Source organism: Elusimicrobiota bacterium (genome assembly GCA_041660925.1).
GTDB lineage: Bacteria > Elusimicrobiota > Elusimicrobia > UBA1565 > UBA1565 > JBAZUV01.
Window position 1 is genome coordinate 332,966 of the sequence record JBAZVI010000004.1, and the last position, 13,609, is coordinate 346,574.

Below are 13,609 nucleotides of genomic sequence, written 5' to 3' on the forward strand. Positions count from 1 at the left end.
TTCGCCGTGACGGCGAACCCGCGCGAGGAGTGGGAGAGGGAGTTCAACGACCTCTCCTCCTCCGCTTCCTCTTCGGCCGCCCAGGCCGCGACCCTCGAAGACCTCGAGGCCCTGCGCGTCGCCCTGCTCGGCCGCAAGGGGCGGCTGACCGCCCTGCTCAAGTCCCTCAAGGACCTCGACATCGAGGAGCGCCGGATCCTCGGCCCCCGCGCCAACGGCCTGAAGGACCTCCTCGATAAGGCGCTCTCCGAGCGCCTCGCCTGGCTCCAGGGCGCGGCCATCGAGAAGTCCATCGCCGCCACCGCCGTCGACACGACGCTGCCCGGCGTCCCGGCCGCCCGCGGGAGCCTGCATCCGCTCACGCGGACGATGGACGAGATGACCGAGCTCCTCGGCCGCCTCGGCTTCTCCTGGGCCGAGGGCCCGCACGTCGAGACCGACCACTACAACTTCTCGGCCCTCAACATCCCCGAGGACCATCCGGCCAAGGACTCGCACGACACTTTCTACCTCCGAAACGATGGGCCGGTCGGACTCCTGCTGCGCACGCACACGAGCCCGGTGCAGATCCGCACGCTCGAGTCGCGCCGCCCGCCGGAGCCGGTGCGCATCATCGCCCCCGGCCGCGTGTTCCGCCACGAGAACGCCGACGCCTCGCACTCCTCGGTCTTCCACCAGGTCGAGGGGCTCTACGTCGACCGCGGCGTCACGATGGCGGACCTCAAGGGCACCCTGCGCGTCTTCCTCGAGGGCCTCTTCGGCCCCGGCACGAAGATGCGCCTTCGCCCCTCCTTCTTCCCGTTCACCGAGCCCTCGGCCCAGGTGGACATCCAGTGCTCGCTCTGCAAGGGCGCCGGCTGCCCGGTCTGCAAGCGCCTCGGCTGGCTCGAGGTGCTCGGCGCCGGCATGGTGCACCCCGCCGTCCTGCGCGGGGCCGGCTACGACCCCGAGGTCTGGTCCGGCTACGCCTGGGGCATGGGCGTCGAGCGCATCGCGATGATGCGCCGCCGCATCTCCGACATCCGGCTCTTCTACCAGAACGACCTCCGCTTCCTCGAAGGCTGGGACCGGTGAAAGTCTCCCACTCCTGGCTCTCCGAGTTCCTCCCCGTCCCGGTCTCCCCCGACGAGCTCCTGCGCCTCTTCCCCTCGCTCGGCTTCGACGTGGACTCCGTCGAGACGCTCGGCCCCGCCTTCAGCGGGGTCGTCATCGGCCATGTCCTCGAGGTGCAGAAGCACCCCAACGCGGACCGGCTCTCGCTCTGCAAGGTCAGCGACGGGAAGGAGACCTTCCCCGTCGTTTGCGGCGCCCCCAACGTGGCCGCCGGCCAGCGCGTCCCCTTCGCCCTGCCCGGGGCCAAGCTCCCCGGCGGGCTCGTCATCGCGAAGACGAAGATCCGCGGCTCCGAGTCCATGGGCATGCTCTGCTCGGTCTCCGAGCTCGGCCTGAGCGGCGACGCCGCCGGCATCCTCGTGCTCGGCGCCGACGCCCCCGTCGGCTCCGACGCGGCCCCCCTCCTCGCCGAGAAGGACACGGTGCTCGAGGTCGAGGTCACCGCGAACCGCCCCGACTGCCTCTCCATCGTCGGCCTGGCCCGCGAGCTCTCCATCCATCTGCGCAAGGCCCCCCGCGTGCCGGAACTCCCGGCGCTCAAGGAGGACGCGGCGCTCAAGACCCGCCCCGTCGAGATCCGCGAGGCCGCGCTCTGCCGCCGCTACATCGGCCGCGAGTTCGCCGGCCTGCGCGTCGGCCCCTCCCCGGGCTGGCTCGCCCGGCGCTTGGAGGCGGTCGGCCAGCGCCCCATCAACGCGCTCGTCGACGTCACGAACTACGTCCTCTTCGAGTACGGCCACCCCCTGCACACCTTCGACGCGGCGCTCCTCAAGGGCCCCGTCGTCGTGCGCCGCGCGAAGGCCGGCGAGGGGCTCAAGGCGCTCGACGCGAAGACCTACGCGCTGACCCCCGAGGACCTCGTCATCGCCGACGACACCGGACCCGTCGCCATCGCCGGCGTCATGGGCGGCGAGAGCACCGGCGTCACCGCGAAGACGACGGCCTGCTTCCTCGAGTCCGCCCACTTCAAGCCCGGCTCCGTGCGCGCCACCTCGCGCCGCCTGGGCCTGCGCTCGGAGTCCTCCTACCGCTTCGAGCGCGGCACCGACCCCGAGACCGCCGCCCGCGCCTCGGCCCGCGCCTCCGAACTCATCCTGCGCCTCTGCCGCGGCACCGCCGCGCCCGCCGTGGACGCCTACCCTGGCCGCGCCGAGCTCCCGGCGGTCCGCGTCACCACCGCCGCCCTCGACCGCGTGCTCGGGACCAAGCTCTCCGACGCGGAGCTCAAGCCCGTCCTCGGCGCGCTCGCCGCCCGGCTCGAGGAAAAAGACGGCGGCTGGCTGCTCCACCCCCCCTCCTGGCGCCCCGACCTCGCGACCCTGGCGGATGTGGCCGAGGAAGTCGCCCGGCACATCGGCTACGAAGCCATCCCCGACGAGCCCGGACCGGCCCGCCTGCCCTGCCCGCAGACCCATCCGGTCGTGGCCGCCGCCGGCCTCGCGCGCCGCCGCCTCGAAGGCCAGGCCTTCCACGAGGTCTGCACGCTCGATCTGGTCTCCGAGAAGGTCCTCGCCTGGACCGAGACGCCCGGCCCGCGCCGCGGGGACCCGACCGCACCCCGCGGCACTGGCCGAGAGGAGCACGACCGCGGCCTGCCCGCGGCGCTCGCCAACCCGCTTTCCGACGACGCCGCCTGGCTGCGCACCTCGCTCTGGCCGGGCCTCCTGCAGAGCGCGCTCTACAACGCGAGCCGCGGCGTGCAGAACATGCGCCTCTTCGAAGTCGGCCGGGTCTACGCCCTCCGCGAGGACGGCAAGGGCGTCGCCGAGCGCACGCTCGTCTCGGGGCTCCTGCTCGGCGACATGCCGCTGCGCCCGCACTGGCGCGAGAAGCCGCGCCCGACCGATTTCCACGACGCCAAGGGCGCGCTCGAGGACCTGCTCGCCGGTCTCGGCTGCGCCGACGCGCTCGTCCCCTGCGAGGGCGGCTCCGTGTTCCACCCGAAGGCCTGCGTCGGGCTCGTCCACGACGGGCGCGTCGCCGCGCAGGCCGGCCTGCTCGACCCCCGCCTGCTCGCCGCGCTCGAGCTCGGCGGCCGCCCGGCCGCCGGCTTCACGCTCGACCTCGACGCGCTCGCCCTGCGCCGCCGCGCGCACGGCCGCATGGACGCCATCTCGCCGTACCCGACCGTCGTGCGCGACCTCTCCGCACTTTTCCCCAAGGCTTCGCCTTGGGGAGAGATTTCTCGTGCGTTGCGCGCAGCCCCAGCCCTCCAAGATGTCCAGATTGAACTCTTGGATGTCTTCACCGGGAAAGGCATCGACGCGAGCGAGAAGAGTCTTACGCTCCGCTTCACCTTCTCGAAACTGGACCGGACGCTCACCGACGAAGAGGTCAACGCCTCCATGGAGAAGATCATCGCCATTCTCCAGGGTTCCTTCTCCGCCCGGCTGAGAAGCTGATGTCGCAGTCCAAGACCACCCGCGAAGCCGAGCTCGACAACCTCCTCGCCCTCGTCCGCAAGGCCGCCGAGCAGCTCAAGAGCATCAAGGAAGAGAACACCAAGCTCCGCCTCGAGAACCGCCACCTCCAGTCCGAGAACGGCCGCCTCGAGATGGATCTGCGGAGACTGCGCGCCATGTCCGACCGCCAGGCCCGCTTAAAGGCACGCCTCGAGAAATTGGCGCACAAGTTGGACAAAGTCGTCGAATTGACCGCCTAACCCTTCCCTAACTCCCCTTCCTGCGGGAGGGGGCAGGGGGAGGGGGCTCCCCAAAAGCAGACGGCCCGCGAGAGCGGGCCGTCTGCTTTACGAGAACACATCTCTACTTGCTGAGATCTGAAGCTCGTTCCTCCCACACATCCGCGTCGATGCGTCGGATCGCCATCTCAGCCGGGGCCTCGTCATCCAACTGCACCCATGACTCCGTCTCTTTGAAATTTTGAGGGTAAACCGCGAGGCAACCTACACCTGAATACTTGGAAGGGAACAGAATCCCGGCAATGCCGGCGTTTGCGACCATTTGTCCCAGAATTTGACAGGGGGACGGAACATCAAGGCCCATGGAATCAAGTCGCCAGTTCGGAGCGAGAACTCCTCTTATCAGGTCTTCGACGGAGGTGATGAGACACGGCAGTGTTACCCGTAACGCCTGGGCTCTCTTGCGGAGATGTTCAGATATCTCAAAGGTCCGGATGAGATCGACGAATCGTTCCAGCCGTTCCGGCTTATTCAAGTCCAATACGGAATCGATCTTGCCGCTGATCGACACGGCTACGATCGAGTCCGGGCGGGTAAGGGCGAAGGAGAGTTGGTCGTCGCCTCCGACAGCTTCCTTCCCGAAGGTCTCCTGCAAAGCAGTCGCCCGATCGCCTGCCAGATAAAGTGCCGGGAAAGCCTGATATCGGCTCTGGTCGATATCCCCGATATTGAACCTACCCCCAGGATCCTTTAGGCTGCCAGCAACCGAAAGAGGACGAAGCCCGTATTTGAGCTTGACCACCCGCTGCCATCGGTGGAATTCATAATCCTCACCGGAGGCTTCGAGCAAAGCTGCGGACAGGCAGTCGCTGATCTGCGCCCGCTGAAAAGCAAGTTCGGAATAATAGTCCCATGTAAGCCGAAGATAGGCCCGACCAAACAACTTGATTCTACGGATTTCCTCTGCCGAGGTTCGTTCAAGGATGAACGCCTTCTTCTTCCTACTCTGGGTAGGCTGCCGTCTGGGAGGGAAGAATGGGCGCCGCGCCATAGAGGGGTTTAACGCCGATTCTCATCGATTGCGCTGATGATGAACTTCAGCAGCTTCTTGAACCGACCGACCCTTATCATGTCGCGGGGAGAAATATATCCGAGCAGCGGATTCGGCATCTTAAACCACTGCACCGTCCGCTCTAAATCACCCTTGAAGAATTCGGCGACAAGATTGACGAGGATGGCCCATTCACGAAGACGTTCCTGCAGTTCGACCGGCATCTTTTCGTCATAACGCACGGACTTTTCAGAAACGTCCGCGGCCTTGGCGACATCATGGCCCTTGAAGTTGAAGAAATTGACGATCTCTTGGAACTCAGGCGGCTTCCCCTTCGGCAGGAAAGAGAAGTAATCTTTTTCGGGGACGCTCTGAAACAACGCAGGGGAAGGGGTCATGGGAGGCACCTCCGGAGTCCATGTATCTACCATGATTTTACCATGATTATTCCACGTATTCAATAGGCAAATTCACTCTACAGTGTCATTTCGATCACAGCATCGGCAATGCCCGCCGGATTCCCCTAATATGAATTACTCTTGGCTCGAGATTTAGTTCCATTAGGTGAGTGACAGGCACCGGTCGGTTTTTACTAAAATCCCTCGACGACGCCCTCGAAGGGAGACAGCTCATATGAATACCCGCTCTCTGGCCGGATACCTCCGACTTCTGCCGCTCCCGACGCTTCTCTGCGGCGTCCTCCTGACCTCCCTGGTCGCCTGCGGACCCTCCGCGAAGGAGCTTGCGCTCCGGGCGGAGAACGAGCGCCGGGCCGAGGCGGCCCGGGTGGAAGCCTTCCGCCGGGCCGAGGAAGAGCGGGCCGCGGCCGAGGCCGCGCGGCAGGCGAAGCTCGCCGCCCGCCGGAAGGCCGAAGGGAACGCCGACGAGGCCGCACGGACCGGGAAGAACGAGCAGGCCCTCGACGCCTACACCGCCCTCCTCCGCGAGTCCGAGGGCGACGCGGCCGAGGACCAGCGCCTGCGCGAGAAGCTCATCGCCTTCGTCGTGAAGGCCAAGCTGCGGCCGGCCGTCCCCGAGGAGGCCCGCCGCCACGCGGTGCGCGCGCAGGTCCTCATCAAGACCCAGCAGAACGCCGGGTTCGCGCCCGCCGCCGTCGAGCTCGCCCAGGCGACCGCCCTCGCGCCCTGGTGGGCCGACGCCTACTACAACCTCGGCCTGGCCCAGGAAGGCGCCGCGGACTTCGGCGGCGCCATGCGGAGCCTCAAGCTCTGCCTCCTCGCGGAGCCCGACTCCCCGAACGCCGTCGCCATCCAGAACAAGATCTACGAGCTCGAGGTCGCGAAGGAGCAGGCCGACAAGCTCAACGCCATGAACGGGACCTGGCGCAATTCCGCGACGGGGAACACCTACGAGGTCTCCATGCGCGGCAAGGACTTCGAAGCCCGGAGCAACTATGGGTACGTCCTCATCGGGGTCAAGACCCTCAACAGCATCGAGGGGACCATCACCGTCCCGTCGAGCACCCCATGGCAGGGGACCGACTGCCGCACCCCGCAGTACACGGTCCCCATGACCGCCCAGATCACCGAGGACGGGAAGTCCATCACCGTGCGCTACATGCTGAACAACTATGAAGCGCAATACATGAAGGCGAGCGGCTCCTGCGTGTCGGTCACCCTCGCGGGCTCGAACCCGGACTCCTACACCATCGTCCATTGATGCGCGCGGCTCGACTCCGCCGGCCGCCGCTCGTCCTGTCCGCGCTGCTGCTGTCCCTCCCCTCCGTCCTGTCCGCGAACTGCGGCCCGGCCCCGAACAACGGCTGGGGCGCGGGCTACGCGGCCTACGCGGCCTGGTGCACGGGCTGCGGGGGACGCCCCTACAACAACCGCGGCACCGGCTGCGACATGAGCGGGGCCTCCTCCGGGAGCTCCTACCGCGCGCCCTCCGCCCCTTCCACCCGCATCCCGACCACCTTCCAAGGCGCGGTCCTGCAGGGGATCCAGAACGGCATCCAGCAGGGACTTCAGAACGCCGCGGCCCAGCGTCAGGCGGCGGCTCAGCGCGCCGCCGAGGAGGCCGCGAGGGTCAACGAGCTCATGAGCGAGGGCGCCGCGGCCGCGGAGCGCAACGCGAAGGAGAACGCCGAGGTCCTGAAGGAGCGGAACCGGCTCACCGAGGAGAAGCGCAGGAAGGCCGTGGAGGACGAGTCGCGCTCGCTCATGTCCCAGATGAAGGAGCTCGCCCCGACGGCCGCCGCTCCCGCCGCCTGCCTGAGCGCCGCCGCGCGCGCGGAGCTCGAACCCCGCCTCAAGCGCCAGGCCGACGAGGAGAGCGCCCGGCGCCGGAAGCTCCTCGAGGGCATGAGCGGCGAGAAGCGCGACTGGTGCGCCGTGCACCTCGCTTTCCTCTACCCGACCCGCCCGACCATCGTGGTCAAGGACGAGTACGCGGCGAAGCTGGCCGCCTACGACCGCAAGAAGAAGGAATGGGACAAGCGCTGCGGCGGCCCTTCGGCCGCCCCGGGCTACGCGGACGCGGGCGCCGAGCAGGCGGGCCTGCCCGACTGCCCCGCCGCGCTCGAGCTCGCGCAGGGGGCGGCGCCGGCGCCCTCAGCCAAGGCGGAGGCGCTTTCATTCAAGGACATCGCCCCGGCGCCGACCGGCGCCTCGACGCTGGGATTCAGGGACATGAGCGGCCCCGCGGAGCCGCCGCCGAAGAAGAGACCTCCCGAGGACGCGAACGGGCTTCAGGCGCTCAAGGGCGAGAAGAAGGAGTACGCTCCCGACGCCGCGGACGCACAGCTCAAGGCCGACTCGAACTCCGGCATCGACACGAAGGGCGCGCTGCTGGTCAAGAACGCCAAGCCCGTACCGCTGGACGCTCCGAAGCCCGCGGAGCCGGCGGCCCCGCCGCCGAAACCCGCCGCGCCGAAGGCCCCCGCTCCCGCGGCGCCCCGTCAGGCCCCCAAGAGCGCCGCGCCCGCTCCCGTCGCCGAGCCGAAGGAAGCGCCGCCGGCTCCGACGCTCCCACCGGCTCCGCCGCCTGAGCCGGAACGCAAGCCCGCCCCCCCGACGCAGAAGGAGATCGCCGCGAAGCAGGTGCGCGCCCTCGACTGCGCGACGCGCGAGTTCGCGCGCCTCTCGAAAGACATGGGCGCGTGCGGCGGGAACCTCGCCGCCGACCTCGCGAAGTTCCGCGCGGAGGTCCTCAAGACCCTGAGCGCGCCCTGTCAGGGACGCGCGAACACCCAGGACATCCTCTCCTTCTCCCCCCAGCACGAGGCCGACGCGAAGAAGTCGGGCGGCTGCGCCCTGCGCGCCGACGTCAAAATGCTCCGCGACGACGCCACCTGCGAAGTCCACTTCGACGTCCAGCACTCCGCCGCCCTAAAAGCCGCCCCCCACCCCCAAGCCCCCCAGGAAGCGCAGAGCATCGTCTGGCTGGATAGGACCGGAAGGATCATCAACACCGAAGCGCCGAATTCTGTTGTGGAGTGCTTAGGGAAGTAGGCCGGTCATCCTCGGCCGGTCGCCCTCCCTCTCGAGGGAGGCTATTAGGATGCGGCGGCATGGCCCGCCGCACCTTACGGGGGGTAACAGCCTTCCTGGGCCGCGAAAGCGGCCCGAAGGCGCCATAGGGGGCGCAAGCCCCCTTGGGGAGCACCCGAGCGAGCAAACTCCCTCTCTCGCGAGGGCTTCAGCCCGGCGCCGCAGGCGGCCGGGTGCGACAGGTGGGGAGGGTAGAACTGCCGTGCCTCCGCTCGTCCCCAACTCACCCGCTGCCAACCGCACCCCAGAAATTTATTTTGACATTTTGAATGCTATGATTGATTTTCAGAAGCGGGGAGATGCAGGACAATCTATTTTATAGTTAGGTATACCATGCGACCTCCACTACATTCAAAGTTCGTCGACAAGGCGCAGGCAGCTATTACCTCTGCTATCGAGGTGTACAACAAGCCAGCGTTTGGTTACAGAGAAGAAACTTTTGCCCTTCTGGCATTGAATGCATGGGAGCTGCTGCTTAAGGGCAAAGTCCTCAAGGATTCAAAGAACAATCTTGGCGCTATTCGTGTATTCGAACATCGCCATACGAAGTCCGGGGGGAAAACTAAGAAACGCTATCTCAAGCGGAACCGGACGGGAAACCCAATGACCATTGGGATAGGCTCATGCATTGACGCCCTGAATAGGACGAAAGCGCAGGTAAGCAATGAGGTAATTGCCAATATCTATGCTCTGGTTGCCATTCGCGACAATTCCGCTCATTACATAACGGCAAGTCCGGTCCTGGCAAGGCAGGTGCTTGAGATCGCTTCCGCCTCAGTGAAGAACTTTGTCACGCTAGCGAAGCATTGGTTTGGCCAGGACTTTTCAAACACTCTAACGATGATGCTTCCGCTGTCATTTATCAGTGGTGATAAGGAAGTCGAATCTGTCGTAGTCACTGCAGACGAAGGTCGCCTAATTGGATATCTTCAGCATCTGTCTGAAAAAGACTCAAACCCCGAGGCACCTTTTTCAGTCGCTGTCCGATTGCAGGTTAAATTCGAAAAATCCAGCCAAGCAACAGTCCCCAAAGTCCAATGGTCGAATGACCCCGATGCAGTCAAGGTAACAATCTCAGAGGAAGATGTACGGGCGAAATTCCCTTGGGATTATCGAGAGCTAGTTCGCCGCCTAAAGGCGCGATATAGCGACTTCAAGCAGGATGAGAGATTCCATAGCATACGGAAGCCGTTGCTCGCAGATGCCAAGCTCACGAAGTCGCGCTTTCTCGACCCGGCGAATCCGAAGAGCCCTAAGAAGGATTTCTACAACCCTAATGTAATTCCGACATTCGATAGACACTACACTCAGGATCCCCATGCGGCAATTCGAGAACTGCTGTAAGCAGCAAGGAATGCCTTATATCCAATCGAACGCCCGCTCACGCGGGCAAAATTCATAGTGCACGGTGAATCGCAGAGGCCTTAGGCGGCCCAAAAAACATCATGGAACACGATAAATCAGCACGCGGAAATTCCAGCCAGTTCTTTGTAGCCGGAGAACTCTGCCGCCGCGGCTACGCCGCCGTGGTCACGATGGGAAACACTCCGAATACGGATGTCCTATGCAGCAATCGCGCCGGGACCAAGTTTGTCCACATCCAAGTTAAAACCTTCATCCCCGGCACCAAGACCTGCAGTGTCGGACTTAAAGCCGAAAAGAATTTCGGTGAGAATTTCTTCTGGGTGCTCGCGGGAATCCCTGAAAGGGATTCCACCTCTGCCTTCGAGCACTTCATCATCCCTTCAGCAGACATGGCGCGCAATGTCCACGAATTCCACAAACGTTGGCTTGCCGCGCCAGGAAAGAGTGGGCAAGCTCACAAGAATAGCACCGTTCGCGCAGTCAACGTCCCACCCAACTCTTATTCGCATCTCTGGACTATCGAGCCGTATCGTGATCAGTGGAAGTTCATTGATGAAAAACTTGCTGATTAACATCGGCTTGAGCCGGCGGGCGCAGGCGAGGGGAGCTTTGGGAAGGGAAGGCGGGCGAGATTTATAGTGGGCGGCGGAACGATGAGGCGTAAGGCCGCAGACATGACTACGATAAAGAGCTACTACAGCAAGCGTCTCGCGATTCTCCTGGCGACCTGGATAGCGCTTGGCGGCTCGCTCGTTTATGCGTCCGTTGAATATTCACCGTGGTGGATAGTCGGGCTCTTAGCGCTGCAAATTGTTTTGGGAGTCACTATCATCAGATGGCGCTGCCCTAAATGCGATCACGCAGTGCTGCACCCCGCGGTGAATCTATTTGGGACGAAGATCCGCTACTGGAGCTGTTGGGTACCGAACGAATGTGGAAACTGCAAATTGAACTTCCACGAAACGACTTCGCCGGAGACGTCAAAAATCAATGCGATTTAGCATCGGCTTGAGCCGGCGGGCGCAGGCGAGGCGAGCTTTAGGTTCCCCCTACCCCAGCCCCTTCCCGCGGGAAGGGGAGTTAGGGAAACGGAGGGACACTTGTAGCGAGGGAAGCTGCGGGTGGGAGTTGGAGGGCGCGGCGGAGTACTGAGGCGTTAGGCGTTCATGGAGTATTATGATTTTTGTCTTTCTCGACGATCAAACTTTGGATGTGGTCGACGAATTGGAGAATATTCAAGGTGCATATGAAGGAATCGACGTTGAAGATGGCGTGTACACGTTTTTCAATGACAAGTTTAGGAGACTGATTCCTCGATTTGTGATTCCAAATGAGCGGTCGTCTTTCTTCGGACTTTTCGGGGGTGTTCAATCGGGCACGTACGTATTGGAACCTGAAAGCGCCAGCAAGAAAGAAGAGTTTTTATATCACTTGGGGCGATTAGATAGTGTAAATCCAAATCGATGGTTCAAGACTGTGGAAGATGTTCGGAAATTTGCGATGGAGAAGAATAATGACGCCTGACATCGGCTTGAGCCGGCGGGCGCAGGCGAGGCGAGCTTTAGGTTCCCCCTACCCCAGCCCCTTCCCGCGGGAAGGGGAGTTAGGGAAATGGGAGAACACTTGTAGCGAGGGGAGCTGCGGGCGGAGATGACTATCGGTTCATAGGAGACAGAATGGCTAAGACTCGACTTCTGCTGTCACTTTCCGGAATCTTGCTCATGACTGCTTGCTCGGGCGTTGTTCTTTCACACGACGAGGATGCGGCCGCGAAAAGCGCGTTGGATTTCGCGAGGGTGGCGTTCATCGACCACGATGCGCGAACCGCATATCCGCTCATCTCTGAGGAAGCACGCAAGAATGTTCCTCCAGAACAGTTTTCGGAGATCTTGGCGAAGCAACATCCAGCCGGATATCCTGCCACAATAACGGCATCTCAATTCGAGCCGATACCTGGGCAGAAAGCTTTGAGCATTATTCTGGTCGGGGAGAATGCCACAGAGAAGTTTTACTATCGCCTTATCATGGTCGGCACAGCTCCGACGGGGTACACCGTCGGCGGGTTCCTCCGCGGCAATGGCCCATATACAGGCAATCCGCAAATGCATGGGGCCAAACTTCTCCAGCCCCTGAAGGCCGGCTATACGATCTCCGGTGAGAAGCCATCAACAAAGAGCTGATGCCTCAACATATTCCGCATTGCATCGGCTTGAGCCGGCGGGCGCAGGCGATGAGAGCATTGGGTTCCCCCTACCCCTTGCCCCTTCCCCAGGGGAAGGGGAGTTAGGGAAACGGAGGGACACCTGTAGCGGTGCCTGGGCTCAACTTAGTGGACTTACTGGAATAGTTGGAGTGAGGCGGGCGAGATTTGTAGGGCGCGGCGAAGCGATGAGGCGTTAAGGGTGACAATGAAGAGAAAACTCGCGATGGCGGCCATGATCCCGCTTCTTGCGGCATCAACGTGCTGGGCAGTCAGGGGCTACCTATTCACGGATCTCGACACCTACATAAAGCACGGGAAGCAAATCGTTCTCGCGGAGGCCCTGGAATCGGGGAATCCCGATAAGCATGAGGACGGTTTGTATGTGGCGAAGGTTAAAGTTTCAAAGGTCCTTGCTGGCAAGACTCGGCTGGGAAAGCTCCAGATCTACACAATATATCCGTTGTCCCGAGGAGAGTTGTACCTTCTATACAGCTCATCTGACCCGCCTGATTTTCAGTCGACCTCGGAACTCTCTGTCGTCTCAGTGCCAAATGGATTCGATGTTAAGAGACTAAACGGGAAGTCCCTGAAGCAGCAACTAGTCGTCATTTTCGAAGCAAGTCGTTCTCAAATGTCTAGAGACCTAAGAATGGGACAGAAGCAGTATGAGTTGCTTGGGAAAGCCATTGCACCCTGATATCGGCTTGAGCCGGCGGGCGCAGGCGAGGGGAGCTGCGGGCGGGGAAGGCGGGCTGATTTCTCTGATCGGAATTAATCTTAGGGCGAGAATTTGTTCCATTAGATGAGTGATAGACACCGAATCCAATAATCATGAAACGAAAAACGTGTTTTGACTGCTGGGTGGGCGCGATCTTGCTGCTCCTCATCGGCATCAGCGGCGCGAATGCCAAGACGGAGCCGCTCGATTTCTGGATTGATGCCAACGGAAAAGTCCTACAGCTGAATCTCGTAAAGGAGAAAACGTTAACGCTGGGGCGCGGCTTCCCTGCATGGGACAAACCAGTCGGACTCCTCGTCACTGATTATCAGACTGGGAAGGAGTTAGCGAAACTTGTTCCGGACGGTAAGGACGTTTCGCCCCTGGGAGCATATTGGCTGAACACAGGGACAGTGGTCTTCAATCTGCTCGACGATAGCAATCGGACTCGGAAATACCATACCGGTGTCTGGCATACAGGCAGCAACCGCCTCCAGCTGCACAAGAACACCGGAAGCGGCGCCTTCGGTGCGGTATCTGGCATCGATAAAGAGGAATCAGTGGTTGTTTCGTGCCCATATGGAGAATCAGAAGGAGTGATTCTGCGCGATTTGGGCCATAAGACCACGACTCAACTCTATAATGGATTTATAGTCACTTCTCCGCGGTTTGCTCCCAATGGCTTGCGCTTTGCTGCCTTCGCACGACCACTCGGCCAGGGGGATAGCAAGTTAGTTCTACACATGGTCGGCGAATCGGGTTCTATCGAAAGCGTTTTGAACACCAAACCGAATATCCCTGCCTCCGGGCGTGATCTGCGCTGGAGCCCTTCCGGCAGATATATCGCTGGTGTTGTCTGGCACAACGAAGTGGCAAGGCCGACGTCTCCCCGCTAAACTAGGCCGCGCCTGATTGTGGTTCCGAGGTGCTAAACTGGCACAACGGAGGCCCGACAATGGCGCGAAAGCGATACACGGAAGAGCAGATCGTCTCGATCCTGAAGGAG

At 62.4% G+C, this 13,609-nt stretch carries 13 protein-coding genes; 11 read left to right on the forward strand and 2 right to left on the reverse strand.

The window, feature by feature from the left end:
- Window positions 1–6 precede the first annotated feature (6 nt).
- Genes pheS through WC969_08005 form a run of 3 tightly spaced genes read left to right on the forward strand, consistent with a single transcriptional unit; the run spans window position 7 to window position 3,775 of the window.
- Window positions 7–1,074 (forward strand): phenylalanine--tRNA ligase subunit alpha, encoded by a 1,068-nt coding sequence (pheS, locus tag WC969_07995; protein MFA6029778.1) that lies wholly within the window; start codon window positions 7–9, stop codon window positions 1,072–1,074.
- Window positions 1,071–3,515, forward strand: a complete 2,445-nt coding sequence (gene pheT, locus WC969_08000) for a phenylalanine--tRNA ligase subunit beta (GenBank protein MFA6029779.1) — start codon at window positions 1,071–1,073, stop codon at window positions 3,513–3,515. The genes pheS and pheT overlap by 4 nt, the downstream gene beginning before the upstream one ends.
- Window positions 3,515–3,775 (forward strand): hypothetical protein, encoded by a 261-nt coding sequence (locus WC969_08005; protein MFA6029780.1) that lies wholly within the window; start codon window positions 3,515–3,517, stop codon window positions 3,773–3,775. The genes pheT and WC969_08005 overlap by 1 nt, the downstream gene beginning before the upstream one ends.
- 103 nt (window positions 3,776–3,878) lie before the next feature.
- On the opposite strand, the gene WC969_08010 is transcribed toward WC969_08005, so the two are convergent.
- Together WC969_08010 and WC969_08015 are read right to left on the reverse strand one after the other, a co-directional pair.
- Window positions 3,879–4,805 (reverse strand): RES family NAD+ phosphorylase, encoded by a 927-nt coding sequence (locus WC969_08010; GenBank protein ID MFA6029781.1) that lies wholly within the window; start codon window positions 4,803–4,805, stop codon window positions 3,879–3,881.
- 8 nt (window positions 4,806–4,813) lie between these two features.
- Complete coding sequence (locus tag WC969_08015) at window positions 4,814–5,203, reverse strand: hypothetical protein (protein MFA6029782.1); 390 nt, start codon at window positions 5,201–5,203, stop codon at window positions 4,814–4,816.
- Between the two features lie 235 nt (window positions 5,204–5,438).
- Here WC969_08015 and WC969_08020 point away from each other — a divergent pair, with 235 nt between their 5' ends.
- The 8 genes from WC969_08020 to WC969_08055 all read left to right on the forward strand — a co-directional run bounded on the left by WC969_08020 (window position 5,439) and on the right by WC969_08055 (window position 13,499).
- The gene (locus tag WC969_08020) at window positions 5,439–6,485 is read left to right on the forward strand and encodes a hypothetical protein (GenBank protein ID MFA6029783.1); all 1,047 of its coding nucleotides are present in this window, start codon (window positions 5,439–5,441) and stop codon (window positions 6,483–6,485) included.
- Complete coding sequence (locus tag WC969_08025) at window positions 6,485–8,278, forward strand: hypothetical protein (GenBank protein ID MFA6029784.1); 1,794 nt, start codon at window positions 6,485–6,487, stop codon at window positions 8,276–8,278. Before WC969_08020 ends, WC969_08025 begins: the two co-directional genes overlap by 1 nt.
- A 372-nt stretch (window positions 8,279–8,650) precedes the next feature.
- Window positions 8,651–9,661 (forward strand): DUF3644 domain-containing protein, encoded by a 1,011-nt coding sequence (locus WC969_08030; GenBank protein ID MFA6029785.1) that lies wholly within the window; start codon window positions 8,651–8,653, stop codon window positions 9,659–9,661.
- Between the two features lie 101 nt (window positions 9,662–9,762).
- Window positions 9,763–10,254 carry a hypothetical protein gene (locus WC969_08035; GenBank protein MFA6029786.1) on the forward strand — a complete coding sequence of 164 codons (492 nt, stop codon included), beginning with the start codon at window positions 9,763–9,765 and terminating at the stop codon, window positions 10,252–10,254.
- Window positions 10,255–10,894: 640 nt separating this feature from the next.
- Window positions 10,895–11,206: a hypothetical protein gene (locus WC969_08040; GenBank protein MFA6029787.1), complete on the forward strand. Its 312-nt coding sequence runs from the start codon at window positions 10,895–10,897 to the stop codon at window positions 11,204–11,206.
- A 152-nt stretch (window positions 11,207–11,358) separates the two neighbouring features.
- Window positions 11,359–11,862: a hypothetical protein gene (locus WC969_08045; protein ID MFA6029788.1), complete on the forward strand. Its 504-nt coding sequence runs from the start codon at window positions 11,359–11,361 to the stop codon at window positions 11,860–11,862.
- A gap of 228 nt (window positions 11,863–12,090) precedes the next feature.
- Window positions 12,091–12,582 carry a hypothetical protein gene (locus tag WC969_08050; GenBank protein MFA6029789.1) on the forward strand — a complete coding sequence of 164 codons (492 nt, stop codon included), beginning with the start codon at window positions 12,091–12,093 and terminating at the stop codon, window positions 12,580–12,582.
- Window positions 12,583–12,716: 134 nt separating this feature from the next.
- A complete protein-coding gene (locus WC969_08055; GenBank protein ID MFA6029790.1) occupies window positions 12,717–13,499 on the forward strand; it encodes a hypothetical protein in 783 nt (260 codons plus the stop codon).
- The last annotated feature ends 110 nt before the right edge of the window (window positions 13,500–13,609 follow it).

Coding starts and splice junctions, on each gene's coding strand:
- WC969_08005 (MFA6029780.1), top strand. CDS start 3,515: ATGTCGCAGTCCAAGACCACCCGCGAAGCCGAGCTCGACAACCTCCTC.
- WC969_08010 (MFA6029781.1), bottom strand. CDS start 4,805: ATGGCGCGGCGCCCATTCTTCCCTCCCAGACGGCAGCCTACCCAGAGT.
- WC969_08015 (MFA6029782.1), bottom strand. CDS start 5,203: ATGACCCCTTCCCCTGCGTTGTTTCAGAGCGTCCCCGAAAAAGATTAC.
- WC969_08020 (MFA6029783.1), top strand. CDS start 5,439: ATGAATACCCGCTCTCTGGCCGGATACCTCCGACTTCTGCCGCTCCCG.
- WC969_08025 (MFA6029784.1), top strand. CDS start 6,485: ATGCGCGCGGCTCGACTCCGCCGGCCGCCGCTCGTCCTGTCCGCGCTG.
- WC969_08030 (MFA6029785.1), top strand. CDS start 8,651: ATGCGACCTCCACTACATTCAAAGTTCGTCGACAAGGCGCAGGCAGCT.
- WC969_08035 (MFA6029786.1), top strand. CDS start 9,763: ATGGAACACGATAAATCAGCACGCGGAAATTCCAGCCAGTTCTTTGTA.
- WC969_08045 (MFA6029788.1), top strand. CDS start 11,359: ATGGCTAAGACTCGACTTCTGCTGTCACTTTCCGGAATCTTGCTCATG.
- WC969_08050 (MFA6029789.1), top strand. CDS start 12,091: ATGAAGAGAAAACTCGCGATGGCGGCCATGATCCCGCTTCTTGCGGCA.
- WC969_08055 (MFA6029790.1), top strand. CDS start 12,717: ATGAAACGAAAAACGTGTTTTGACTGCTGGGTGGGCGCGATCTTGCTG.